Consider the following 23,080-nt stretch of genomic DNA (forward strand, 5'->3'; position numbering starts at 1 on the left):
GCGCGGGATCCTGCTCGACGAGGTCACGAAGCGCTACCCCGGCCAGGCGAAGCCCGCGGTCGACGGCATCACGCTCGAGATCCCGGCCGGCAAGGTCGTCATGCTCGTCGGCCCGTCCGGCTGCGGCAAGACCACCACGCTCAAGATGATCAACCGCCTGATCGAGCCCACCGAGGGCCGCATCGTCGTGGGCGAGGACGACGTCACGAACATCGACGGCGACGAGCTCCGTCGGCGTATGGGCTACGTGATCCAGGCCGGCGGCCTCTTCCCGCACATGACCGTCGCGGCGAACATCGCGATCGTGCCGAAGATGCTCGGCTGGTCGAAGGACAAGATCGCCGCCCGCGTCGACGAGCTGCTCGACCTGGTCTCGCTCGACCCGGACACCTACCGTGACCGGTACCCCCGTGAGCTCTCCGGCGGCCAGCAGCAGCGCGTCGGTGTGGCCCGGGCGCTCGCCGCGGACCCGCCCGTCCTGCTGATGGACGAGCCCTTCGGCGCCGTCGACCCGATCACCCGGCAGCGGCTGCAGGACGAGCTGCTCCGCATCCAGGAGGAGCTGCACAAGACCATCGTCATCGTCACGCACGACTTCGACGAGGCCGTGAAGCTCGGCGACTGGATCGTCGTGTTCTCCGAGGGTGCCCACATCGTGCAGTACGACACCCCGGAGCGCATCCTCGCCGAGCCCGCGAACGAGTTCGTGGAGAACTTCATCGGGTCGGGCGCCGGGCTCAAGCAGCTCACGCTGAACCGGGTGCGGGACGTCGAGGTCGAGTCGGCCGTGACCTGCTCTCCCGGCGAGGAGGCGAAGGCCGTCCTCCAGCGCATGCGGGAGGCCGGTGGACACGGGCACGCCGTCGTGGTGGACCGTCGCCAGCGGCCGATCGGTTGGCCGACCCGCCGCCAGGTCGAGCGGCTCGACCGCATCCCGGAGGGCATCGACCCCGACCTGCCCGTCGTCGGCGAGGCCGCGACCCTGAACGACGCGCTCGACACCATGCTCGTGTCGAGCGCCGGCGCCGCGCTCGTCACCGGACGTCGTGACGCCTTCCGCGGGGTGATCACCGTCGAGACCGTCATGGACGCCATCACGAAGTCGCGCGCCGCCGCGGCCGAGGAGCAGGCGTACACCCCGGTCGGCACGAACACGAACCCGATCGAGACGATGCCGTCCGCACCGGCGCCCACGACGGCACCGGTCGCCGACCCGGAGCGCGCCGATGGCTGACGTCGTCGCGACCGGCACCGACCGTCCCACGCGCAGCGCATGGCGCTCCCTCGTCGTGCAGCCGGTGGTCATACTCGTGGCACTGATCGTGTTCGCCGTTTGGCTGAACACGGCCGAGCTGACCGCCACCGAGCGCAGCACCCTGAACCCGGCGGACATCCTCGACCTGACCTGGCAGCACCTGACGCTCACCGCCGAGGCGACGGCGATCGTCCTCGTGCTGGGGATCCCGCTCGGGATCGTGCTGACCCGAGGCTGGCTCCGGAGGGCGAGCGGGGTGGTCCTGGCCGTCGCAAACTTCGGGCAGGCCGCGCCAGCGGTCGGCCTCATCGTGCTGCTCGCGGCGTGGTTGGGCCTCAACAGCTGGTCTGCTGTCGTCGCCCTCGTCCTCTACGCGATCCTGCCGGTGCTCCGCAACACGATCATCGGCATCGAGAGCGTCGACCAGCGACTCGTCGAAGCCGGCCGAGGGATGGGGATGAGTGCCTCCGCGGTCCTCGTCCGGGTGGAGCTCCCCCTCGCCGTACCGGTCATGCTCGCGGGCATCCGTACTGCGCTGGTGCTCCTCGTCGGGACCGCGACGCTCGCCACCTTCATCGGTGCAGGCGGTCTCGGACTCCTCATCACGACGGGCGTGAAGCTGTTCCTCCCGTCGGTACTCATCTCGGGCGCGGTTCTGGTCGCACTGCTCGCCCTCGCCATCGACTGGCTCGGCCGCGTCGTCGAGACGGTTGCCCGACCGAAGGGACTTCGATGAAGCGCATGTGCTCCGACAACACGGTGCTCGACCCTCGGAGGAGCCGACGACGGCCACGGACCGTTGCGGTCGCCCTCGGTGCCCTCGCAGTGATCTCCCTCGCGGGCTGCGGACTTCAGCCGTCCACGGCCTACGTCCCCGGCGTCGAGCCGGCGTCGATCGAACGGATCGAGGACCTCCCAGCCGGGGCCCACGTCACCGTGACCTCGAAGGACTTCACGGAGCAGCTCGTCCTCGGCAAGATCGGCGTCATCGCGGCCAAGGCAGCGGGCTTCGAGGTCACGGACGAGACCAACGTCCCCGGCAGTGTCGCGGTGCGGCAGCTGATGCTCGACGGGGGAGCGGACATGACCTACGAGTACACCGGAACCGCCTGGCTCTCGTTCATGGGCCACTCCGATCCGATCCGCGACGCGGAGGACCAGTACGTTGCTGTCCGGGACCAAGACGAGCAGAACGGGCTCACCTGGCTGCGACCTGCACCGATGAACAACACGTACGCATTCGCGGTCCGGTCCGAAGCGGTCGACGAACTCGATGGCATCACGCGGCTGTCCCAGGTGAAGGACCTACCGAAATCCGAGCGGACGTTCTGCGTCGAGTCGGAGTTCTACTCCCGGCCTGACGGGTTCAAGCCGATGCTCGAGAAGTACGGATTGCAACTCGGCGATGGTGCTGACGGAATTCCTCGCGACAATGTGAGTATCCTTGACACCGGCACCGTCTACACCGCGACGGACCGGGGGAAGTGCAATTTCGGCGAGGTGTTCACGACCGACGGAAGAATCAAGGCACTCGGACTCTCCGTGCTCGAGGACGACGAGCAGTTCTTCCCGAACTACAACGTTTCGCCCGTGCTGAACAGCACGACACTCAAGAAGTACCCGCAACTGCAAGACGTTTACGACCAGATATCGCCGAAGCTCACCGACGCTGTCCTGCAGGAACTCAACCGTCAGGTGGACGTCGAAGGACGGGAGCCCGCCGACGTGGCGCTCGACTGGATGGTCAACGAGGGGTTCGTCGAGCAGCGCTGACGTCCGGCTCGCCTTGTCGTTCCTGGCTCGGGACGGAAGCCTGCCCCGGATCGACCGGCGGCAGGCTTCCGGCCTCATCAGAGCGAGCAGCTGACGTACGGCTTCTCCGCGGACGTGGCCTTGCCGTAGAGCGTGGTCACCGCGAAGTACGTCGTGCCGACAGGGAGGACGTGATCCTTGACCTTCCCTGCTTTCCACTGCAACGCACCCGATCCCCCGTCTTGGATGAGGATCCCTCCGCGCTTACCGGTCGTGATCCCGACCCCGACTCGTCGTGACGAGCCGCAGTACCCTCCGAGAGCGACGACGTTGCAGGTCGTGACGCCGCCGCTGTACTTGCATTCGATCTTCGGGAGCTTGGCGGCACTCGCCGGCGCGGGTGCAATCATGAGCCCCGCTGCGACGACGACCGCGCCGATGATCCCGAACATTCCCTTGCGTGTGTTCATCACTTTCCCCTTCGTGATTGTACGGCAGGGCCGTTCTGACCCCCTCGACCACCCTCGTGCACATTCGCAGAGTCGGCAACCCCAAGCCAGAAATGATGTCCGAACCACATGACTGCGGCAATTCGGCAGATCCGCCGACGTCGCCTTCGAGTGGATGACGAAGGAAGGCTTCATCAGCAAGGGCTGACGCGACCAGGAGACGGACTGGAGGCCCGTGGCGACCCCGCCACGGGCCTCCAGTCCGCGTGTCAGACGGTCGCGATCCGCGACGCCGTGTCGCGGATCAACGCGACCACCTCGGCGCGCACCTCGTCCGCGCTCTCGCCCTCCTGGCGCGCCGCGCTCCGCAGCGCAGTCATGCACATGCCGAGCAGCATCTCGGCGGCCTGGGCGGTGGCGGCCTCCGGCCCCCACGCCGGGTCGCGTGCCAGCACGGTCCGGACCGCGCCGACCATCGCCTCCGACACCGTCGTCATCCGCGTGACCTGCCGCCGCATGAGCTGCGGGAACCGCACGACGAGCTCCTTGCGGGCTGTCCGCTCGGTCTCGTCCGCGAACGTGTCGCCGAACACCAGGAACGCGAGGTCGACGACCGCCTGTGCCGCCGGCTCCCCCGCGACCGCCTCGAGGTGCGCGGCCAACGCCTCCGCCGACAGGTCGAGCTCGGTGTGCCCGAGGACGGCGTCCTCCTTCGAGTCGAAGTAGTTGAAGAACGTCCGGGGCGAGATGTCCGCCCGCGCCGCGATCTGCTCGATCGTGGTGTGGTCGATCTCGTGTTCGAGCGCCAGCGACCGGGCCGACTCGGCGATGCGTCGTCGCGTCTCGATGCGCTTCCGGTCGCGCAGACCCAGTGGCTCGGGCATGCACCGACTGTAGCCGTCGGTGGGCACCGCGGCGGTGACGTGCATAGTGTCGGGTCCGTGGCGGCGTTCGGACGGGACATCGGGGACGGGTGCACGCTGACGCTGCGCGACCTCACGACCGTCGAGCCGCTGCACGACCTCGTCGTCGCGAACCTCGACCGGCTCCGGGCCGCCGAACCCTGGGCGTGGCAGGTGCAGAGCGTCGACACGATCGCCGTGCACACCGAGCACCTGCTCGGCCAGTACGCCATGGACCGGTCGCTCCCGTGCGTCATCCGGTCGGACGACCGCATCGTCGGGGCTGCGTCACTGGCCTTCGACCCGTACCTGGGGCAGGCGTCGCTCGGCTACTGGATCGACGCCGGCCAGGAGGGACGGGGCATCGTCCACCGCGCGGCCACCGTCCTCGTCGGCGTGGCCCGGTTACGGGGGTGCGCGCGGGTCGAGATCCGGACGGCGGTGGACAACGAGCGCAGTCGCCGGCTCGCCGAGCGGCTCGGGTTCGTGCACGAGGGGACGCTGCGGAGCGCGATGCCGCTGGGGTCGCGGCGTGTGGACGTGGCGGTGTACGGGTTGGTGCTCTGAGCGGGCGCCATCGAGGGCGCGGGGGCGCGGGGGCGCGCGGGGGCGCGGGGGCGCGCGGGCGCGGTGGCGCGGTTCGTCTTCGCACAACGAAAGGCAGCGCGCGCCACGGTTCCCCGTGGTTCGGTGTGCCTTTGGTTGTGCGGCGCTCCGCGCTCGGCGGCCGGCGTCGCGCGTCAGCGGCCGGTGGTCACCCCGTGCCAGACGGCGAAGGAGCCGCCGATGACGAGCAGGGCGCCGACGAGCACCCAGATCGCGAGCGCGACGAGGTTGAGCAGGATGCCCCAACCGGCCCGGCCGCGTGCCATCGGCTCCCGTGACCGCGACGCGATGCCGAGGCAGAGCCCGACGATCGGTGCGAAGAACGTCCAGCCCGCCAGCAGCGAGCAGATGCCGAGGACGAGGCTGGCCGTCCCGAGGCCGGTACGGGGAGCAGTCGGGTACGTGGTCATGTCCCCGACACTACGGGCGCCGTGGTGACGCGTCGTCCGCCCGAGCGCTGACCCGGGGTCCGTCGGACGGTTGACGGTCACCCGTCGCCGGTATCGTCGTGGCATGGCCCTGTTCGGACGACGCAGCAAGAACGACGTGCGCGACCGACCCGTGAGTCAGGTCGAACTGAAGCGCGCCGTGGACGAGGGGTTCCTCATCGCGAAGGCCGCGGTCGTCGTGGCGGTGGCGAACCGGATCATCACGAACGCCCTCCGCGACCAGGGGTACTTCGACCACGCGCTCATCGCCGACGCCGCACGCCAGGAACTCCACCGGATGGCCGAGGAGCAGCGGGGGGACGCCGCAAGGATGCGGGAGATCCGTGCCACCTCCAGCAAGCAGAAGGGCCGATCGCGGCACCAGCACGACTACCGCCGCGGTGACGACCACAAGCTCCGCACACGAGAGGCCACGTACGAGGAGCTCGCCGCCCGGCTCGACGCCCGTCGCGACGACCAGAAGTTCGTCGACGGCATCGTGCTGCAGGCCCGGGCCCGCGCGTGGGACGACATCGGGACGACGGTCGTCGGACGTCTCGGCTGGGCACAGCGTCCGGCCGACGACTACGAGGTCGGCCGCGACGAACGCCTGCAGCAGATGCTCGACGAGGACTTCGCCACCCTGCTCGCCGAGCACCCGGTCGGGTCCACCGCTCCCGATGCCGACGAGCCCGACGACGCCGACGGTGACGAGGACGGCTCCGACCCGGCCGACGCCGACACCGCCCGCGCCTGACGACCCGCCCTGAGCGCTCGCCGACGCCCGGGTCCCTAGGCTCAGACCCATGGTGGACGCGGTGGTGGTCGGAGCAGGGCCGAACGGACTCGCGGCAGCGGTGACGCTCGCGCGCGCCGGGCTGAGCGTCGAGGTCGTCGAACGGAACGACACGATCGGCGGGGGAGCCCGCACGGCCGAGCTCACCCTGCCCGGCTTCCGTCACGACGTCTGCTCCGCCGTGCACCCCATGGCCCTGCAGTCCGAGTTCTTCCGCGCGTTCCGCCTCGAGGACCGCATCGAGTTGCGCCTGCCGGAAGTCCAGTACGGCCACCCGCTCGACGGCGGCCGCGCGGGCATCGCGTACCGGGACATCGCCGAGACCGCGGCGGGGCTCGGCGCCGACGGCCCGGCGTTCCACCAGCTCATGGCCCCGCTGGCGCGGCACTCCGACCAGGTCGCCGACTTCGCGACCGACGCGCTCCTGCACGTCCCACGGCACCCGGTGACCGTCGCGAAGTTCGGCCTCCGGGCGCTCGAGCAGGGCACACGCGCCTGGAACGCCCGGTTCCGCGAGGACGTGGCACCGGCGATGGTCACGGGCGTCGCCGCGCACTCGATCCAGCACGTGCCCTCCCTGTCGACGGCTGCGGCAGCCCTGTCGCTCGGCTCCTACGCCCACGCCCGGGGCTGGCCCGTCCCGATCGGCGGCAGCCAGGCGATCGTCGACGCGCTCGCTGCCGACCTCCTCGCGCACGGCGGCACGATCGAGACCGGCCGTGAGGTCACCAGCCTTGGCGACCTCACCCTCGCCAAGGCGGTCTTCTTCGACACGAGCGTCCCGGGCATGCTCCGGATCGCGGGGAAGCAGATCCCGACCCCGAAGCGCGGGGCACTCCGGCACTTCCGGTTCGGCAACGCCGCGGCCAAGGTCGACTTCGCGCTGTCGGGGCCGGTCCCGTGGGAGAACGAGCTGCTCCGGAAGGCGGGCACGGTGCACATCGGCGGGACGCGCGCCGAGATCGCCGCGGCCGAGGGGGCGGTGGCCCGCGGGCAGCACGCCGAGCGGCCCTACGTCCTCGGTTCGGAGCCCACCGTGGTCGACCCGAGCCGGGCTCCGGAGGGGAAGCACGTCTTCTGGGCGTACGCGCACGTGCCGGCCGGCTCCGACGTCGACCAGACCGAGGCCGTCACTCGGCAGATCGAGCGGTTCGCCCCGGGGTTCCGCGACCTCGTGCTCCACGCCGCGAGCCGCACGGCGGTCCAGATGGCCGAGTACAACCCGAACTACCAGGGCGGCGACATCGCGGCGGGGGCGGCGAGCTTCTGGCAGCTCGTCAAGCGCCCGGTGCTGTCGTCGGACCCGTGGCGCATGGGCGGCGGCATGTACCTCGCCTCCCAGAGCGCGGCGCCGGGTCCCGGCGTGCACGGCATGGCCGGTTGGCACGCCGCGAGGAGCGCGCTGCGGCACACGTTCGGCCTGCCCGTCGACGTCGATCTCGCACCGGAGGACTGACCCATGGCGAAGAACGTCCGCATCCTGCACTGCCGGCCCGAGGACGTCTTCGACGTCCTGCGCGACGGCTGGCTGTTCACGACCTGGGTGGTCGGGGCCTCCCGGATGCGCGGGCAGGACCCTGGGTGGCCAGCGGTCGGCACCCGCATCCACCACTCGTTCGGCGTGTGGCCGGTCGTCATCGACGACACCACGACCGTCGAGGTCTGGGCCCCGCCCCGGGCGATGACGATCCGGCCGAAGGGCTGGCCGATCGGCGAGGCCCGGGTCGCGCTCACGGTGGAGCAGCACCGTCGCGGGTGCAAGGTCACGATCGTCGAGAACGCGATCGCTGGACCGGGTTCGTACGTTCCCGACTTGCTCATGCAGCCGGCGATCTGGGTGCGGAACCGCGAGACGCTCCGACGGCTCGGCTGGGTCGCCGCGGGTCGCGCCGGGCGCGATTGAACGATGGACGGGAGGCCCGTGGCGGCGCCGCCACGGGCCTCCCGTCCGGTGGCGACGGACGTCGCTACTCCGCGCGACTGAACTCGCTCGCGCGACGCACCTGGTCGTCCGTCAGGGCGACGCCCGTGTACCGCTCGAACTGCCGCGCTGCCTGCAGGGCGATGACCTCGGCGCCCGTGATGACGTGCTTGTCGGCCGCGCGTCCCGCGCGGACCAGCGGCGTCTCGGAGGGGAACGCGACCACGTCGAAGACGGTGTGCGCGGCGGCGATGCGGGCGTCGGCGAAGGCGAGGGCGTCCTGGTCGTCGCCCCGCATGCCGAGGGGGGTGACGTTCACGAGGACGTCGGCGTCACCGGCGTCGCGCTCGTCGGCGACCCGCTCGTACCCGTACTGCGCCGCGAGGGCCGGTCCGGTCTCGTCGTTGCGGGCAACCACGGTGAGGTGCTCGAACCCGGCGCCGCGGAACGCCGCCGTGACGGCCTTGGCCATGCCGCCGGACCCGCGCAGCAGCACCCGTGAGGCGGTGTCGACGTCGTGGCTCGCGAGCAGGGACGCGACGGCCTCGTAGTCGGTGTTCGACGCGGTGAGGACGCCGCCGTCGTTCACGACGGTGTTGACGGACTGGATCGCCGCCGCGGACTCCTCGATGACGTCGACGAGCGGGATGATCGCCTCCTTGAAGGGCATCGACACCGAGCAGCCGCGGATGCCGAGCGCGCGGATGCCCGCGACGGCACCGGGGAGGTCGGTGGTCGTGAACGCCTTGTAGAGGAAGTTCAGCCCGAGTTCGTCGTACAGGAAGTTGTGGAACCGGGTGCCGATGTTGCTCGGACGGGCCGCCAGTGACATGCAGACCTGCATGTCCTTGTTGAGGATGGGCATGGCGTCAGTCTCCCATGCTGGTGCTGATGGAGCGGTCCATGTCCGCGGACCGGACGCCTGGCGTACCGTCGGGGGCATGGCAGAGCTCCCCGACACCATGCGCGCCGTCCGGTTCTCCGAGTGGGGTGACCGATCCGTCCTGCACGTGGAGGAGGTCCCGCTGCCGTCCGTCGAGCCGGGCCGGGTGCTCGTCCGGGTGCGAGCGGCCGGCATCAACCCGGGGGAGTCCGCGATCCGTCAGGGTCTGTTCGACGGTGAGGACCCGTCGAAGCTGCCGTCGGGGCAGGGCACGGACTTCGCGGGCATCGTCGTGGCCGTCGGCGAGGGTGTGGACGGCGTCGACGAGGGCGAGGAGGTCCTCGGCTGGTCGTGGGAACGGTCGAGCCAGGCCGAGTACGTGTCCGTGCCGGCCGGTCAGGTCGTGCAGAAGCCGCACCGACTCTCGTGGGAGGTCGCCGGCGGGCTCGACATCGTCGCGACCACCGCGGCCGCTGCGGTCCGCGCCGTCGATCCGCGACCGGGAGAGACGGTCGTCGTCTCCGGAGCCGCTGGTGGTGTCGGCGGCTTCGTCACGCAGCTCCTCACGAACGAGGGCATCGACGTCATCGCCGTCGCGTCCGAGGCGAACCACGACTGGCTCCGGTCGAAGGGCGCGCGGCCCGTGGCCTACGGCGACGGTCTGCAGGAGCGGATCACCGAGCTGGCGACGAACGGCGTCGACGCACTCATCGACACGTACGGCCCCGAGTACGTCCACCTCGGCGTCGCGCTCGGGGTCCCGGTCGACCGCATCGAGACGATCATCGCGTTCGAGGCGGCGTCGGAGCTCGGGGCGAAGGCCTCGGGCAGCGCGGACACGGCGGACCCGGAGATCCTCGGGGCGCTCGCGCTGCAGGTCGCCGACGGGGCCATCGAGGTCCCGATCGCAGCGGCCTACCCGCTCGACCGCGTGCAGGACGCGTACGCCGAGCTCGAGCAGCGGCACACGCGCGGCAAGATCGTCCTCGTCCCGTAGCCGTCCGGGGGACACCCCCACCCCGAGATGGTGGGTGGACCGGGTGTCCGCGGTCGTCGGTCGGTCCGTAGCGTGGTCGGCATGAGCACCTTCCTCCGTCCCCGTTCCGGCCGCCTGCTCGCCGGGGTCTGCGCCGGCATCGCCGACCGGCTCGGCTGGTCCCGTACCCTCGTCCGCGTCGTGTGGGTGATCCTGAGCCTGTTCCCCGGCCCGCTCTGGGTCCTCTACGTCGTGCTGTGGATCCTCATGCCGGGCGAGGGCTCGCAGCGACTACGCCGCGTCCGTCGCCGCTGACCGCTGCTGGGCTCCCGTCCGTCCGGACGGGCTAGTGTGGCGGCGTGCCGGTCTCCGTCTTCGATCTGTTCAGCATCGGTGTCGGCCCGTCGAGCTCCCACACCGTGGGACCGATGCGCGCCGGGGCTGCCTTCGCCGCTGCCCTGCCCACGTCGGGCGTCGTCGGGGTCCGGGTCGACCTCTACGGTTCGCTGGCCTCGACCGGCCACGGCCACGGCACGCTCGGCGCGGTCGCCGCAGGGCTGACGGGCGCCGACCCGGAGACGATCGACCCCGACCGGATGGCGCTCGACCTGGCCGACCTCGAACGTACGGGGGTGCTCCGGCTGGCGAACGGGGCGACGGTGCCGTTCCGGCTCGCGGACATCGTCCTCCACCCGCTGACGATGCTGCCGCGCCACCCGAACGGCATGCGGCTGCGGGCGACCGACGCCGACGGGGGCGTGCTCGCCGACGAGACCTACTACTCGATCGGCGGCGGGTTCATCACCCGTGACGGCGAGACCGACGCCGCGGAGGTCGCGGGCGCGGCCATCCCCGTCGACGACCACGTGCCCCACCCGTTCTCCAGCGGCGCCGAACTCCTCGCGGAGTGCGCGCGCTCCGGCCTGCCCGTGAGCGGCATCGCGCTCGCGAACGAGGTCGCGCTCGACACCTCGGAGGCCGCCGTCCGCGAGCGACTGCTCGCGATCCACGCCGTCATGGAGCAGTGCGTCGACCGTTCGGTGCGCCGTACGGGCACGCTCCCGGGCGGACTCGACGTCCGCCGCCGATCGGCCACCTGGTACGAGCAGCTCGTCCGCGACGACCCCGACCACGACCCGCTGTTCGCGATGGAGTGGGTGAACCTCGTCGCGATGGCCGTGAACGAGGAGAACGCCACCGGCGGCCGGGTCGTCACCGCGCCGACGAACGGCGCCGCCGGGATCATCCCCGCGGTCCTGTCGTACGCGCTCACCTACGTGCCCGAGGTCACCCCCGATCGCCGGGACGACGCCGTGGTCCGGTTCCTGCTCACCGCCGGTGCCGTCGGCTCGATCTACAAGGAGCGGGCGTCGATCTCCGGCGCCGAGGTCGGCTGCCAGGGCGAGGTCGGCTCGGCGGCGTCGATGGCGGCCGCCGGCCTCGCGGAGGTCCTCGGTGGGACGCCCGAGCAGGTCGAGAACGCGGCCGAGATCGCCATGGAGCACAACCTCGGGCTGACCTGCGACCCGATCGGCGGTCTCGTGCAGATCCCCTGCATCGAGCGGAACGCGATCGCGGCGAACAAGGCGATCAACGCCGCACGGATGGCCCTGCGCGGCGACGGCGTCCACCACGTGTCCCTCGACCAGGTCGTCGAGACCATGCGGCAGACGGGCGCCGACATGTCGACGAAGTACAAGGAGACGGCGATGGGCGGGCTGGCGGTCAACGTCCCGCTGTGCTGACCCGGACCTCATCGACTCGGCCCTCGCTGACCCGGACCTCGTCGACCCGGCCCTCGCTGGCCCGGATCTCGCTGACCCGCATCTCGAGCCGGGCTTCGGTGGGGACCACCCTCGGCGCACCGTCCGCGTCGAGCACCACGAGCGCGGTCGCACCCGGTGTCGCGAGCTCGTCGACCACGGTGCCGACGAGCCGCTCGCCGCGGTCGTCGTAGCGCACGGTCGCGTTCACGGGGACCTCGTCAGCGGGCACCTCCCGCCACGCGTCGTGGTCATCGATGGTCTGTTGCACCGCTCCATCATCCTCGAATGTCCGGAAGACGCAGAATCGTCGAACCATCGTCACGTTCATCGGCCGCGCGTACGGTCGGCCCCATGACCGAGCACGACGGACACCAGCACCCCGACCGCGACCACCTCGACGACGGCGTCGACATGTCCTTCGAGGAACGTCGGCAGGACACCCTGCGCCGCATGTCCGGGTCCGACGAGCACGACGCCGAGCCCCGGGTCGAGGTGTCCGAGGCGCCGGACGGTGACGTCCGGATCGACGTCGCCGACACCGCTGCGGTCCGTCCGGGGGAGTGACCTTCCGCGGTTCGCTCACCGGCGGTACTGTTCCGTCAGATCCGCGTTCTGCGGACACGGGCACCACCGGACGCGCCCGAGGAGTCGACATGGCTGGGAAGTTCGAGATCACGAAGGACGCGAGCGGACAGTTCTGCTTCCACCTCGAGGCGGGCAACGGCGAGGTGATCGCCGTCTCCGAGGCCTACACGACGAAGGCCGCCGCGAAGAACGGCATCGCGTCGGTCAGGAAGAACGCGCCGGACGCCGAGGTCGTCGAGCTCGACTGACGGCGCGGACGCCGGGGACGGTGGTCCACGGCATGATCGTCCCGTGCACTACGTCCTCCGCCGCGTCGACGGCGGCGTCTCCGCGACGCCCCTGACCGACGCGGGGACCGCCGGGGGCGAGTCGATCCGCCTGGCCGAGCCGGGCCTCCCGGCCTTCGTCGCGGACCACGACGCCGCCGACGTGCGCTGGGTCTGGGACGACACCACACGCTGGTACCCGGACGTGCTCGCGGCTGGCGGACGGGTCGCGCGCTGCGTGGACCTCCGGCTCGACCGCCGCGTCCTGCGGGGCGCGCTCGCGGCGCGCGGGACGGCGCTGCAGGCGTCCCCGCCCGACGCGCTCGACGCGCCACCCGCCCTGGAGGCACGGGTCGCCCAGCCGACGCAGGCCCGGCTCTTCGACGACGCACTGTTCGCCGCGCCGGTGCCGGACGACGCGCTGGACCCGGTCGCCGAGTTCCGGGCGCAGCTCGACGCCGTCGCGTCGTCGACCGCGCCGAGCGCGCTGCGACTGCTCCTGACCGCGGAGTCGGCCGGGGCGCTCGTCGCGGCCGAGATGCTGCACGCCGGACTCCCGTGGCGCGTCGACGTCCACGAGCGGCTGCTCGAGCAGGAACTCGGGCCACGGGTGCCGTACGGCGTCCGACCGCGACGCCTCGAGGAGGTCGCGACGGTGGTCCGGGAGCGTCTCGACGACCCCGGCCTCAACCCCGACTCGCCCGCCGACGTCCTCCGGTCGCTCCGGCGCGCCGGTCTCACCGTGACGAGCACCCGGAAGTGGGAGCTCCGCGAACTCGACCACCCGGTCATCGAGCCCCTGCTCGAGTACAAGCGGCTCGCCCGGCTCCTCACCGCGAACGGGTGGACGTGGCTCGACGACTGGGTCCGCGACGGTCGGTTCCACCCGAAGTACGTCGTCGGCGGGGTCGTGACCGGACGGTGGGCCGCGGACGGCGGCGGGGCGATGCAGCTGCCGAAGGGCATCAGGAGCGCCGTGGTCGCCGACGACGGCTGGAAGCTCGTCGTCGCCGACGCCGCCCAGCTGGAACCCCGGGTGCTCGCGGCGATGGCGGGGGACCGGGCGATGGCGGCGGCCGGCGACGGACGCGACCTCTACGACGGCGTCGTCGCCTCGGGGGCGGTCGAGACCCGGCAGCAGGCGAAGGGCGCGATGCTCGGCGCGATGTACGGCGCCACCCAGGGCGAGGGCGGCCGGCTCGTGCCCCGACTGGCCCGGGCGTTCCCGCAGGCACTGGCACTCGTGGAGCGTGCCGCCCGGGCGGGGGAGCGCGGCGAGCCCGTCACGACCCTGCTCGGTCGGACGTCGCCCGTGCCGGATCCGTCCTGGTTCGAGGCGCGCAACCGTGCGTACGCGGTGGAGGGCACCCCGGCGATGCAGCGGGCCGTGGAGTCGCGGGCCCGGAGCTGGGGACGGTTCACCCGGAACTTCGTCGTGCAGGGAACCGCCGCGGAGTGGGCGCTCGCGTGGATGGGGTCGCTGCGGACGCGCCTCGCCGCACGCTTCCCGGGGCCGGTGACGGCAGGGCCGCACCTGGTGTTCTTCGTGCACGACGAGATCGTGGTGCACGCGCCGGCCGAGCACGCCGAGTGGGTCGCCGACCAGGTGCGGGCGGCAGCGGTCGACGCCGGCCGACTGCTCTTCCGCGACTTCCCGGTGACGTTCCCGCTGAGCGTCGCGGTGGTCGACTCGTACGCCGACGCGAAGGACTGACCCGGCCGCTCACACCGACGACCGGGCAGGGTGGGTCGATGGACCGTACCCACGCCGAGGCACCCGACGAGCACGTCGGCGACGTCGACCTCACCCGGTGGCGCACCCGCGCGGGTCGGACGGTCGCCGACACCTGGGCAGCGCTGGGTCACCGCTACGGGGCGCTCCCCGTCCTCGTGCTCACGCTGACGATCGGCATCGCGGTGGCGGTCACGGCGACGTGGGCCGCGTCCGAGGTGTACGACGCCGTCCGCGCCGGGGACGACGTGGCGGTGCTCGACCGGCCGGTGCTCGACTGGGTGCTCACGCTCCGGTCACCGACCACGGACACCCTCGTCACGTGGTGGACCGACGTGGCCGGCACCGTCGGGATGCCGATCGTCGCCGTCGGGTTCCTGATCGGCTTCACCGTCCAGCGCCGGGCGTGGACCCCGTTGGTCCTGCTCGTCGCGGCGAGCGGTGGCTCGCTGCTCATGACCGTCGCGGGCAAGGACCTCATCGGACGGGCCCGTCCGCCGCTCGCCGACGCGGTGCCCCCGTACGAGCACTCCGCGTCGTTCCCGTCCGGCCACACCCTGAACGCCACGGTGGTGGTCGGCACGATCGTCTACCTGCTCGTCCTGCGGCAGTCCCGGCTGGTCGTGCGGGTGTGGACGATCGCCGTCGGGACGGCGTTCGTGCTGTCGATCGGGGCGTCGCGCGTGTTCCTCGGTCACCACTGGCTGACCGACGTCCTGGCGGCGTGGGCGCTCGGACTGGCGTGGCTCGCGATCGTCGTCACGGCGCACCGGTTGTACCTGACGGCGCTCCGCCGCGGTGCGCGGCCCGTCAGGTCGCCCCGGTAGGTTGCCGGACATGGAGGAACGGGTCTTCGGCGGCAGGTACCGCGTCACGGGCACGCTCGGGCACGGCGGCATGGCGTCCGTCTACCGGGCGGTCGACGAGATGCTCGGACGCGAGGTCGCGGTCAAGGTGTTCCGCATCGGCCCGGTCGACCACGGGGAGCGAGCCCGTGCCGAGGCGGAGATCCAGGTCCTCGCGTCACTCCGCAGTCCGGCGCTCGTGACGCTCTACGACGCCGCGCTCGACGACGTCGACGGCGACTCCTACCTGATCATGGAGCTCGTCCCGGGCAGCGACCTCGCGACGCGGCTCCGCGAGGGGCCCCTCGACACCGTCACGACCGCGCGCGTCGGTGCGCAGATCGCCGAGGGTCTCGCCGCGGCGCACGCGCAGGGTGTCGTCCACCGCGACGTGAAGCCCGCGAACGTCCTGCTCGAGTCCGACGGCACGCACGTCAAGCTCGCCGACTTCGGCATCGCCCTGCTCCGGGACTCCGCCCGGGTCACCGGGACCGGCACGGTGATGGGCACCGCCGCCTACATCGCGCCGGAGCAGGTGATGGGGCAGCCGATCACGGGCAAGGCGGACGTCTACGCGCTCGGCCTGGTGCTCCTCGAGACCCTCAGCGGCAAGCGGCCGTTCCCGGGCAGCGCCGTGGAGTCCGCGACCGCCCGGCTCGCCCGCAGCCCGGAGATCGACCAGCACCTCCCGACCGCGTGGCGCACCCTCCTGCACGTCATGACCGCCACCGATCCCGACGAGCGGCCCACCGCAGCGGAGGCGGCCGAGCGACTCCAGGCTCTGGGGCGCGACGACGTGGCACCGGCGACGCAGCTCCTGCCGGGCGCGCCCGGGGCGATGACCCGCGCCGGTGCCGCCGGTGCCGCCGGAGCGGCGGCAGCCGCCGCGGCGGCGGCACGTCCGGACGACGCGCAGGCCGCGACCGCCCGGATGGACGCGACCGCACCCATGGACCCGGCCGACCGACCGGACGACGCGACCCGCGTGATGCCGGCGGCCCGTGCCTCCCGGTCGGACGACGTGGCGACCACCGTGCTCGGAGCAGCAGGAGCCGGAGCAGCCGGCGCCGGAGCGGCAGGAGCCGGAGCAGCAGGGGCCGGTGGCGGCGCAGCCGGCAGCGCGCCGCCCCGTCCACCGGCCGGCGGACCGGCCGGGCGACCGGACGAGGACGACCGTCGCCGTCGCCGTGGACCGATCGTCCTCGCCATCGTGATCGCCGTGCTCGTCATCGCGGGCATCGTCGCCGCGGTGGCCGCCCTCGGCCCCGGATCGACACCGGCCCCGACCGAGTCGAGCACGACGAGTCCCGACGACCAGCAGCCGAGCACCGAGCCGAGCCAGCCCGAGGAACAGCCGAGCCAGCCGGAGCAGCAGCCGAGCGAGCCCGAAGATCAGCCGAGCGAGCCCGAAGACCAGCCCAGCGAGCCCGCCGAACCGAGCGAGGAACCCTCGGAGGATCCGGTGCCGTCCGGACTCCCCGAGCCGTCGAGTCCGGCGTCGAACCCGGTCGAGGCTCCCCAGGACAGCACGGACACCGCAGCCGACACCGGACCGGGCAACGGGCGTGACACGGGCCCCGGCGCCGGCCCGGGCAACTCCGGCAACGCGCCCGGACACGGCGGGTAGGTTTCCTCCAGTCGATGGAGCAAATAGGCTCGTCGTGTGGATGAGCTGCAACGGAGCGGCGGGCCGACGACGGCCGTCGCGGCACGCAACGGTGTCGGGTACGCCTCGGCGGAGGCCTGGCTGGTCGAACGACCGTCCGGAGCCGACCCGATCGAGGGGGTCGTGCCCGGGTTCGCCGGCCGCACGATCGCGCCCGGCGACGAACTGTCGTGGGTGTGGTTCCCCGAGCGGACGCTGCCCGACGGCCTGACCGAACCCACCGAAGCCGACCTCCCGCACTTCTGGGATGCCACCGCGTTCGGCGTCGACCTCGTCTGCACCGACGGCACACGGCTGAGCGACACGGCACGCGACCAGTACGGCGACGCGCTGACACCGGACGCCCAGGACGCCGCACGCAAGCAGTGGGTCGACCAGTGGAACCGCCGGGCTGTGGACCTCACGCCTCTCGCAGGCCGGGTGGTGGACCGCCTGGAGGCACGGCTCGGCTCCGCCACGCCGCACCCGACCGGCGACGGCGAGCGTCCGGCACTCCGCGGATGGCTCGACGACGTCCGGCTCGGTCCGGCTCGGCCCGCTCCGGAGACGCCGCTCGACCACGTCCGCACGACCCGGGGCACGCAGGCGTCGTCCCGGTTCTCCCGCGGCAACAACGCGCCGCTCGTCGGCCTGCCGCACGGTGGGGTCTTCGGGCTCCCGATGACCGACGCCTCGAGCAACCGGTGGCCGTACGCGTTCCACGAGCACGCGCGGGTCGAGGGCGACCGGGTCCGCCCGGCGATCCAGGGCTTCGCGACGAGCCACATCCCCTCGCCGTGGATGGGGGACCGCGGCGTGTTCCAGGTGATGCCGTCCCCGCTCGACACCCCGGATCCCGACCGGACCGCACGGGCGCTCGGGTTCGACCACGACGACGAGCACGACGGTCCGCACCGCTACCGCGTCGCGCTCGACCACGGCGTCACGGCCGAGGTGACCGCGGGGAAGTTCGCCCTCGGGTTCCGGTTCACGGGCACCCGCAGCGTCGTGCTCGACCACCACGGCCGCGTCTCCGACGTGTCGGTGACGATCACCGACGGGACGGCCGTGGTCGAGTGCGTGCTCGACGACCGGCCGGGCACACCGCCGCACCACGTGCACGTGCGGGTCCCGCGGGTCACCGCCGACCACACGAGCACCGGGCAGGACGAGCTGCGCGGCTGGCTCACGGTCGACGGGGACGTGGACGTGCTGCTCGGCATCTCGACGGTGTCGATGGCGGACGCCCGCGCGAACCTCGAGGCCGCGGGGGACCACGACGCGATGCGCGCGCACGCCGAGGAGCGGTGGACCGCGGAGCTGTCCACCATGTCCTTCGAGGGAGCGACCCCGGACCAGCTGACCGCGCTGTACTCGGGGCTCTACCGGCTGTTCCTCTACCCGAACCGTGCCGGCGAGACCGCCCGGGACGGCGTGCCGCGCCACCGGTCCCCGTACGGAGCGGTGCAGGCGTCACCGATCCGCGACGAGCCCGGCCCCGAGGTCGTCGAGGGGCTGTTCACCACGACGAACGGGTTCTGGGACACGTACCGGACGGCGTGGCCGCTCCTCGGACTCCTCACCCCGGACACGGCGGGCGAGCTCGCGCAGGGCTTCGTCGAGCACCACCACGACGGCGGGTGGACGCCCCGGTGGAGTGCCCCGGGCGCCGAGGACTGCATGACCGGCACCACGAGCGACACCGTGTTCGCCGACCTCGCGGCGAAGGGCATCGACGGCTTCGACCTCGCGGCGGCGTACCGGAGCGCGGTCCGCAACGCGACCGTCCCGCCGCGTGACGAGCGCGTCGGACGGAAGGGGAGCCTCCCGGGTGCCTTCCGCGGCCACGTCGACACAGCGACCCACGAGGGGATGAGCTGGACCCTCGACGCCGCGATCAACGACTGGGGCCTCGCCGTCATGGCGGACCTGCTCGCGCGTCGAGCGTCGACCGACGCCGAACGGGAGCGTCTGCTCGCCGAGCACGAGTGGTTCGCCCGTCGCTCGCTGCAGTACCGGAACGTGTTCGACGCCGAGCGCGGGTTCTTCATCGGGCGCGACCAGGACGGCACCTGGCGGGTCGGCACCGAGTTCGACCCGCGCGACTGGGGCGACGACTACACCGAGACGAACGCCTGGGGCACCGCGTTCACCGCGCCGCACGACGGCGCCGGCATCGTCGACCTGCACGGCGGACCCGCACGGTTCGACGCCGCCCTCGACACGTTCTTCGCCACACCCGAGACCGGTTCGACTGCCCGCTCCGGCTCCTACGGCTTCCCGATCCACGAGATGACCGAGGCCCGCGACGTCCGGATGGGCATGCTCGGGCTCTCGAACCAGCCGGCGCACCACATCCCGTTCTTCCCGATGTTCACGGGGCGACACGACGACGCCCACCGGATCGTCCGCTCGGCCCTGGACCGCCTGTTCGTCGGCTCGGACCTCGGGCAGGGGTACCCGGGCGACGAGGACAACGGCGAGATGAGCGCCTGGTACGTCTTCGCGACGATCGGCCTGTACCCGCTCGCGCCCTCGACGGGGACCTACGTGCTCGTGCCGCCGTCGGTGCGACGGACCGTGCTGCGTCCCGCCACGTCGGACGGTCGCGCCACGCCGACCGTGATCGAGGTCGAGTCCGGACCGGTCGGCGGCTTCGTCGCGTCGGTCACCGTCGACGGGACGCCCTGGGAGGCGGTCAGCATCCCGCACGAGGTCGTGGCCGCGGCGTCGCGCATCGCGTTCACCCTGTCCCCGGAACCCACCGGGTGGGCATCGGACACGCGGCCGGTGTCCGCATCCGCCGTGCACGGGTTCCGGGACACCCCGGTCGACCTCCTGCCAGGGGGGACGCACCCCCTCGTCGACGACACGGGGCGGACCGCGACGGCGCTCGCCGCCGGTGCGTCCGTGACGTTCGAGGTCCCGTCGGCGCCCGTGTCGCTGTACACGGTCACGGTCGAGGCGCCGGGGACGTACTCGTGGGACGTCGCCCTCGGCGCGACGGAGGCGTCGGTGCACGACGCCGAGTTCGCCTGGGCCGGGCAGACGCGGGTCTTCCGGCTGGAGGGCACCGGGTCGGCGTTCACGTTCTCCGCGGTGACGGACGTCGCGCTGACCCAGCTCGAGCTCGTCGCGGCGGACGGACACCGTTGACCCGCCGTTCACCCGTGCGGAGCATGCTCGCCGCATGTCGATGAGCACACCGTTCGATCCGGAGCAGCCCGGCGCGTCCGTCCCCGTGGACGGCTCCGACGCCACCGAGCTCGAGGTGGAGGAGGAGCGTGGCGCCGACGTCGGGCCGGACGCCGGTCCCGCCGCTGCCGACCCGAGCGTCTCGCCGGTCGACCACCACGACGAGGACGAGGCCGGCGGCGGTCCGGTCTTCCGACGGCCGCAGGCAGGCGCCCGGCTCCACCCGGACGACCTCTGACGCGCCTCTTGGCGGATTGCCATGCGCGTCGGGCATGCTCGGCCGCATGTCGATCGCGAACTCCTGGGACCCCTCCGGTGGCCGAGCCATCCCCGAGGACCAGGTGAAGGAAGACGGACTCGAACTCGACGAGGACACGGCTGCCGAGCTCGGCATCTCGTTCGACGTCGTCGGAGGAGCGTCGTCCGACCCGGCGCGCGTGTCGCCGGTGGACGTCGCCGTCCCCACCCCGCCGACGTCCGACTGACGCGGGAGCGCGCCGTCGGGGGCTGCGCCCGCGGTGGCGTGCTCCGGTTCCGCACGACCGAAGTCGTCTCGAACCACGGGGAACCGTGGTTCGACGTGACTTCGGTTGTGCTCGGCGCGGCGACCGCGGCGCGGCGCGGCGACCCCGGCGACCGCGGCGGGCCCGACCGGCCGCCGGCTCAGGGGACGGTGTGCCCCGCCGCCGTGAAGATGCGGTACCACTCCTCGCGCGAGAGCACGACGTCCGACCCTGCCGCCGACTCCCGCACGCGCTGCGGGTTCGTCGTCCCGAGGACCACCTGGAAGTGCGCCGGGTGCCGGGTGATCCACGCCACCGCGATGCCGGTCGGCGTGACGCCGTGCGCCGCCGCGACCTCGTCGAGGACGTCGTTCAGCTCCGCGTAGTGCTCGCGGTCGCCGAGGAAGACCCCGTCGAAGAAGCCCTTCTGGAACGGCGACCACGCCTGCAGCGTGATGTCGTTGAGGCGCGAGTGGTTGAGGATGTCGTTGTCCCGGTCGACGGACTGGTCGAGGCCACCCATGTTCGCCGCGACGCCCTGCGCGATGACGTTCGCGTGCGTGATGCTCAGCTGCACCTGGTTGAACGCGAGCGGCTGGTTCACCGAACGACGCAGCAGGTCGACCTGGCCGGGCGTGTGGTTCGAGACGCCGAAGTGGTGCACCTTGCCCGCGGCGTGCAGCTCGTCGAACGCCTTGGCGACCTCCTCCGGCTCCACGAGGGCGTCGGGGCGGTGCAGCAGCAGGACGTCGATGTAGTCGGTGCGGAGGGCAGCGAGGGATTCCTCGACCGACGACAGGATGTGCTCGTACGAGAAGTCGAAGTACCCCTGTCGGATGCCGACCTTCGTCTGGAGCACGATCTCGGAGCGCTCGGACGGCGAGAGCGTCACGGCTTCGGCGAACCGAGCCTCGCAGCCGTGCCAGCCGCCGTAGATCGCGGCGTGGTCGAACATCGTGACGCCCGCGTCACGCGACGCTGAGTACAGCGAGCGGACGTCCTCATCGCTCATGTCGTTGATCCGCATGAGGCCGACGACGACGTCGGACGCGGTGAGGTCGGTCTGTGGCAACTCCAGTGTCTTCACGGGGTCGATCCTGCCAGCCGGACCATTCCCGCGGCAGGCACTGCCGGTACCCCGTGAGCCGTCAGGCCGACGGCTCCGCGAGCACCACGAGCACTCCGGCGCCGGTCGGCCAGGTCGCGCGCAGGGTCTCGCCGGACGGCACGGGCGACCCGACCACGCGGAGGACGACCAGCTCGCCGTGCCCCGTGTCGATCGTCGTCTCGCCCTCCTCCGTCCGGGTCTCGACCGTTGTCACCGTGGGCGACGACGAAGCCGACCCGCTGCCGACCGCCGTGCTCTCCTTGTCCCACGAGCCCGAGCCGTCCGCGCGCTCGAGCTCGGCCTCGTGGCCGCCGGTCGCGATCGTGCGACGGACCACGTCGGCGTAGACGGGGTCGCCGGTCGCGTCGTACACCCACCGTCGTCCGAGCACCGAGTGGTCCATCTCGGTCACGAGGAACGCGTCGGCCCGGTCGAGCGGAGCACCCCGGTAGGTGAGCGGCGTGTGCAGCAGGCGCCCCGATGGGGTCCGGACGACGATCGTCTCGATGCCGACCTCGCCGTCCGGGTCGTCGAACCGGAAGCGCCCGACGACCTCGATGCCCGCACCCGGCGTGACACCGCTCCAGGGCTGGGTCGGCAGCCAGGCGCCGAGCGCCTCGGCCTTGGACGGTCGGAGTTCCGCACGGTGGATGATCGCCATGCCCCGAACCTACCGAGCAGTGCTCAGTGCACCGAGAACCCCCCGTCGACCGCGATCGACTGCCCCGTGACGTAGCCCGAGCCCGGCCCGGCAAGGAACACCGCCGCCGCGGCGAGGTCGGCGGCGACCCCGTTGCGGCCGACGAGCGTGCGGGCCGCGAGCCGCTCGACGGTCGCGGGGTCGGCGCTGAGCCGGCGGTTCAACGCGGTCTGCACGAAACCGGGCACGAGGACGTTCGAGGTGACCCCCTGCCCGGACCAGGCCTCCGCTTGCGACCTGGCCAGGGCCTCCAGACCGGCTTTCGACACCCCGTACGCGCCGCTGGCCGCGAAGGGGCGGTGCGCCTGCTGCGAACTGATGCCGATGATGCGGCCGTGACCGCGCGCCGCCATGCCCGGCGCGAGCCGCTGCCCGAGGACGAACGGGGCGTCGAGGTTGACGCGCATCGTCGCGTCCCAGGTGTCCTCGTCGAGTTCCGCCATCGGCGGCCGGAGGTTGATGCCCGCCGAGTGCACGAGGACGTCGACGTCGCCCACGACGTCCGCGAGGCCGTGGGCGCCCGCACGCGTCGCGAGGTCCGCCACCACGCCCTCGGCCGAGCCGCCGCCGCTCCGGATGCCGTCGACGGTCGCGTCGATCGTGCTCCGCGTGCGCGCCGCGACGACGACGTGTGCTCCCGCGCCGGCGAGGGCCTCGGCGATCGCGCGTCCGATCCCGGAGCTCCCGCCGGTCACGAGTGCGGTGCGGCCGTCGAGTCCGAAGAGCTGCTGCAGCGACATCCGGCCAGGCTACCGACGCCCCTACGC

26 protein-coding genes are annotated in these 23,080 nt (G+C 72.3%); 18 read left to right on the forward strand and 8 right to left on the reverse strand.

Going from position 1 to position 23,080, the window contains the following annotated elements; translation table 11 throughout:
* Positions 1-7: 7 nt before the first annotated feature.
* The 3 genes from ACIPYW_RS06530 to ACIPYW_RS06540 are packed head-to-tail and all read left to right on the forward strand — an operon-like array spanning position 8 to position 3,028.
* Positions 8-1,234, forward strand: coding sequence for an ABC transporter ATP-binding protein (locus ACIPYW_RS06530; protein ID WP_400412528.1), 1,227 nt, complete (start codon positions 8-10; stop codon positions 1,232-1,234).
* Positions 1,227-1,991 (forward strand): ABC transporter permease, encoded by a 765-nt coding sequence (locus ACIPYW_RS06535; RefSeq protein ID WP_400411936.1) that lies wholly within the window; start codon positions 1,227-1,229, stop codon positions 1,989-1,991. The genes ACIPYW_RS06530 and ACIPYW_RS06535 overlap by 8 nt, the downstream gene beginning before the upstream one ends.
* A gap of 5 nt (positions 1,992-1,996) precedes the next feature.
* Positions 1,997-3,028: a glycine betaine ABC transporter substrate-binding protein gene (locus ACIPYW_RS06540; protein ID WP_400412529.1), complete on the forward strand. Its 1,032-nt coding sequence runs from the start codon at positions 1,997-1,999 to the stop codon at positions 3,026-3,028.
* Between the two features lie 77 nt (positions 3,029-3,105).
* Here the strand turns inward: ACIPYW_RS06540 and ACIPYW_RS06545 are convergent, their stop codons facing one another.
* Positions 3,106-3,477, reverse strand: a complete 372-nt coding sequence (locus ACIPYW_RS06545; protein ID WP_290133451.1) for a hypothetical protein — start codon at positions 3,475-3,477, stop codon at positions 3,106-3,108.
* A gap of 248 nt (positions 3,478-3,725) precedes the next feature.
* The gene (locus tag ACIPYW_RS06550) at positions 3,726-4,340 is read right to left on the reverse strand and encodes a TetR/AcrR family transcriptional regulator (protein ID WP_290133452.1); all 615 of its coding nucleotides are present in this window, start codon (positions 4,338-4,340) and stop codon (positions 3,726-3,728) included.
* A gap of 57 nt (positions 4,341-4,397) precedes the next feature.
* On the opposite strand from ACIPYW_RS06550, the gene ACIPYW_RS06555 reads away from it, so the two are divergent.
* Positions 4,398-4,925: a GNAT family N-acetyltransferase gene (locus ACIPYW_RS06555; protein ID WP_400411940.1), complete on the forward strand. Its 528-nt coding sequence runs from the start codon at positions 4,398-4,400 to the stop codon at positions 4,923-4,925.
* A gap of 173 nt (positions 4,926-5,098) precedes the next feature.
* On the opposite strand, the gene ACIPYW_RS06560 is transcribed toward ACIPYW_RS06555, so the two are convergent.
* Positions 5,099-5,374, reverse strand: coding sequence for a hypothetical protein (locus ACIPYW_RS06560; protein WP_290133456.1), 276 nt, complete (start codon positions 5,372-5,374; stop codon positions 5,099-5,101).
* Positions 5,375-5,477: 103 nt separating this feature from the next.
* Here ACIPYW_RS06560 and ACIPYW_RS06565 point away from each other — a divergent pair, with 103 nt between their 5' ends.
* The 3 genes from ACIPYW_RS06565 to ACIPYW_RS06575 are packed head-to-tail and all read left to right on the forward strand — an operon-like array spanning position 5,478 to position 8,091.
* Positions 5,478-6,149, forward strand: coding sequence for a hypothetical protein (locus ACIPYW_RS06565; RefSeq protein ID WP_400411942.1), 672 nt, complete (start codon positions 5,478-5,480; stop codon positions 6,147-6,149).
* A 49-nt stretch (positions 6,150-6,198) separates the two neighbouring features.
* The gene (locus tag ACIPYW_RS06570; RefSeq protein WP_400411944.1) at positions 6,199-7,644 is read left to right on the forward strand and encodes a phytoene desaturase family protein; all 1,446 of its coding nucleotides are present in this window, start codon (positions 6,199-6,201) and stop codon (positions 7,642-7,644) included.
* A gap of 3 nt (positions 7,645-7,647) precedes the next feature.
* A complete protein-coding gene (locus tag ACIPYW_RS06575) occupies positions 7,648-8,091 on the forward strand; it encodes an SRPBCC family protein (protein WP_400411946.1) in 444 nt (147 codons plus the stop codon).
* 64 nt (positions 8,092-8,155) lie between these two features.
* Here ACIPYW_RS06575 and ACIPYW_RS06580 read toward each other — a convergent pair whose 3' ends face one another.
* Positions 8,156-8,974: a shikimate 5-dehydrogenase gene (locus tag ACIPYW_RS06580; protein ID WP_400411949.1), complete on the reverse strand. Its 819-nt coding sequence runs from the start codon at positions 8,972-8,974 to the stop codon at positions 8,156-8,158.
* 76 nt (positions 8,975-9,050) lie between these two features.
* On the opposite strand from ACIPYW_RS06580, the gene ACIPYW_RS06585 reads away from it, so the two are divergent.
* From ACIPYW_RS06585 to ACIPYW_RS06595, 3 genes are all read left to right on the forward strand, one after another.
* Positions 9,051-9,989: an NADP-dependent oxidoreductase gene (locus tag ACIPYW_RS06585; RefSeq protein WP_400411952.1), complete on the forward strand. Its 939-nt coding sequence runs from the start codon at positions 9,051-9,053 to the stop codon at positions 9,987-9,989.
* Between the two features lie 81 nt (positions 9,990-10,070).
* Positions 10,071-10,283: a PspC domain-containing protein gene (locus ACIPYW_RS06590; RefSeq protein ID WP_290133462.1), complete on the forward strand. Its 213-nt coding sequence runs from the start codon at positions 10,071-10,073 to the stop codon at positions 10,281-10,283.
* A 44-nt stretch (positions 10,284-10,327) separates the two neighbouring features.
* Positions 10,328-11,713, forward strand: coding sequence for an L-serine ammonia-lyase (locus ACIPYW_RS06595; protein WP_400411954.1), 1,386 nt, complete (start codon positions 10,328-10,330; stop codon positions 11,711-11,713).
* Here ACIPYW_RS06595 and ACIPYW_RS06600 read toward each other — a convergent pair.
* A complete protein-coding gene (locus tag ACIPYW_RS06600) occupies positions 11,694-12,002 on the reverse strand; it encodes a hypothetical protein (RefSeq protein ID WP_400411957.1) in 309 nt (102 codons plus the stop codon). The two genes, ACIPYW_RS06595 and ACIPYW_RS06600, sit on opposite strands and share 20 nt — an antisense overlap.
* An 83-nt stretch (positions 12,003-12,085) precedes the next feature.
* Here ACIPYW_RS06600 and ACIPYW_RS06605 point away from each other — a divergent pair, with 83 nt between their 5' ends.
* The 8 genes from ACIPYW_RS06605 (at position 12,086) to ACIPYW_RS06640 (ending at position 20,487) form a co-directional block, all read left to right on the forward strand.
* Positions 12,086-12,298, forward strand: a complete 213-nt coding sequence (locus tag ACIPYW_RS06605) for a hypothetical protein (protein ID WP_290133465.1) — start codon at positions 12,086-12,088, stop codon at positions 12,296-12,298.
* Between the two features lie 89 nt (positions 12,299-12,387).
* Positions 12,388-12,567: a YegP family protein gene (locus ACIPYW_RS06610; protein WP_400411960.1), complete on the forward strand. Its 180-nt coding sequence runs from the start codon at positions 12,388-12,390 to the stop codon at positions 12,565-12,567.
* A 43-nt stretch (positions 12,568-12,610) separates the two neighbouring features.
* On the forward strand, positions 12,611-14,299 hold the full coding sequence (locus tag ACIPYW_RS06615; RefSeq protein ID WP_400411963.1) for a bifunctional 3'-5' exonuclease/DNA polymerase: 1,689 nt from the start codon (positions 12,611-12,613) through the stop codon (positions 14,297-14,299).
* Between the two features lie 38 nt (positions 14,300-14,337).
* On the forward strand, positions 14,338-15,144 hold the full coding sequence (locus ACIPYW_RS06620; protein WP_400411966.1) for a phosphatase PAP2 family protein: 807 nt from the start codon (positions 14,338-14,340) through the stop codon (positions 15,142-15,144).
* A 10-nt stretch (positions 15,145-15,154) separates the two neighbouring features.
* Positions 15,155-16,789, forward strand: a complete 1,635-nt coding sequence (locus ACIPYW_RS06625) for a protein kinase (protein WP_400411968.1) — start codon at positions 15,155-15,157, stop codon at positions 16,787-16,789.
* A gap of 36 nt (positions 16,790-16,825) precedes the next feature.
* A complete protein-coding gene (locus ACIPYW_RS06630) occupies positions 16,826-19,963 on the forward strand; it encodes a GH92 family glycosyl hydrolase (protein ID WP_400411971.1) in 3,138 nt (1,045 codons plus the stop codon).
* 34 nt (positions 19,964-19,997) lie between these two features.
* Complete coding sequence (locus tag ACIPYW_RS06635) at positions 19,998-20,240, forward strand: hypothetical protein (RefSeq protein WP_400411974.1); 243 nt, start codon at positions 19,998-20,000, stop codon at positions 20,238-20,240.
* Positions 20,241-20,286: 46 nt separating this feature from the next.
* Positions 20,287-20,487 carry a hypothetical protein gene (locus ACIPYW_RS06640; RefSeq protein WP_290133471.1) on the forward strand — a complete coding sequence of 67 codons (201 nt, stop codon included), beginning with the start codon at positions 20,287-20,289 and terminating at the stop codon, positions 20,485-20,487.
* Between the two features lie 178 nt (positions 20,488-20,665).
* Here the strand turns inward: ACIPYW_RS06640 and ACIPYW_RS06645 are convergent, their stop codons facing one another.
* The 3 genes from ACIPYW_RS06645 to ACIPYW_RS06655 form a co-directional block, all read right to left on the reverse strand.
* A complete protein-coding gene (locus tag ACIPYW_RS06645; protein ID WP_400411977.1) occupies positions 20,666-21,592 on the reverse strand; it encodes an aldo/keto reductase family oxidoreductase in 927 nt (308 codons plus the stop codon).
* Positions 21,593-21,653: 61 nt separating this feature from the next.
* Complete coding sequence (locus ACIPYW_RS06650) at positions 21,654-22,274, reverse strand: hypothetical protein (protein WP_400411980.1); 621 nt, start codon at positions 22,272-22,274, stop codon at positions 21,654-21,656.
* A 23-nt stretch (positions 22,275-22,297) separates the two neighbouring features.
* A complete protein-coding gene (locus ACIPYW_RS06655; protein WP_400411982.1) occupies positions 22,298-23,053 on the reverse strand; it encodes an SDR family NAD(P)-dependent oxidoreductase in 756 nt (251 codons plus the stop codon).
* Positions 23,054-23,080 lie beyond the last annotated feature (27 nt).

It is taken from the genome of Curtobacterium sp. NPDC089689 (genome assembly GCF_044749145.1).
Taxonomy (GTDB): domain Bacteria; phylum Actinomycetota; class Actinomycetes; order Actinomycetales; family Microbacteriaceae; genus Curtobacterium.

Bases quoted from the DNA above. Each gene is read 5' to 3' on its own strand.
- ACIPYW_RS06570 (WP_400411944.1), top strand. From the start codon at position 6,199: ATGGTGGACGCGGTGGTGGTCGGAGCAGGGCCGAACGGACTCGCGGCA.
- ACIPYW_RS06565 (WP_400411942.1), top strand. From the start codon at position 5,478: ATGGCCCTGTTCGGACGACGCAGCAAGAACGACGTGCGCGACCGACCC.
- ACIPYW_RS06625 (WP_400411968.1), top strand. From the start codon at position 15,155: ATGGAGGAACGGGTCTTCGGCGGCAGGTACCGCGTCACGGGCACGCTC.
- ACIPYW_RS06550 (WP_290133452.1), bottom strand. From the start codon at position 4,340: ATGCCCGAGCCACTGGGTCTGCGCGACCGGAAGCGCATCGAGACGCGA.
- ACIPYW_RS06535 (WP_400411936.1), top strand. From the start codon at position 1,227: ATGGCTGACGTCGTCGCGACCGGCACCGACCGTCCCACGCGCAGCGCA.
- ACIPYW_RS06540 (WP_400412529.1), top strand. From the start codon at position 1,997: ATGTGCTCCGACAACACGGTGCTCGACCCTCGGAGGAGCCGACGACGG.
- ACIPYW_RS06610 (WP_400411960.1), top strand. From the start codon at position 12,388: ATGGCTGGGAAGTTCGAGATCACGAAGGACGCGAGCGGACAGTTCTGC.
- ACIPYW_RS06560 (WP_290133456.1), bottom strand. From the start codon at position 5,374: ATGACCACGTACCCGACTGCTCCCCGTACCGGCCTCGGGACGGCCAGC.
- ACIPYW_RS06545 (WP_290133451.1), bottom strand. From the start codon at position 3,477: ATGAACACACGCAAGGGAATGTTCGGGATCATCGGCGCGGTCGTCGTC.
- ACIPYW_RS06655 (WP_400411982.1), bottom strand. From the start codon at position 23,053: ATGTCGCTGCAGCAGCTCTTCGGACTCGACGGCCGCACCGCACTCGTG.
- ACIPYW_RS06640 (WP_290133471.1), top strand. From the start codon at position 20,287: ATGTCGATCGCGAACTCCTGGGACCCCTCCGGTGGCCGAGCCATCCCC.
- ACIPYW_RS06620 (WP_400411966.1), top strand. From the start codon at position 14,338: ATGGACCGTACCCACGCCGAGGCACCCGACGAGCACGTCGGCGACGTC.
- ACIPYW_RS06650 (WP_400411980.1), bottom strand. From the start codon at position 22,274: ATGGCGATCATCCACCGTGCGGAACTCCGACCGTCCAAGGCCGAGGCG.
- ACIPYW_RS06635 (WP_400411974.1), top strand. From the start codon at position 19,998: ATGTCGATGAGCACACCGTTCGATCCGGAGCAGCCCGGCGCGTCCGTC.
- ACIPYW_RS06585 (WP_400411952.1), top strand. From the start codon at position 9,051: ATGGCAGAGCTCCCCGACACCATGCGCGCCGTCCGGTTCTCCGAGTGG.
- ACIPYW_RS06605 (WP_290133465.1), top strand. From the start codon at position 12,086: ATGACCGAGCACGACGGACACCAGCACCCCGACCGCGACCACCTCGAC.
- ACIPYW_RS06590 (WP_290133462.1), top strand. From the start codon at position 10,071: ATGAGCACCTTCCTCCGTCCCCGTTCCGGCCGCCTGCTCGCCGGGGTC.
- ACIPYW_RS06580 (WP_400411949.1), bottom strand. From the start codon at position 8,974: ATGCCCATCCTCAACAAGGACATGCAGGTCTGCATGTCACTGGCGGCC.
- ACIPYW_RS06575 (WP_400411946.1), top strand. From the start codon at position 7,648: ATGGCGAAGAACGTCCGCATCCTGCACTGCCGGCCCGAGGACGTCTTC.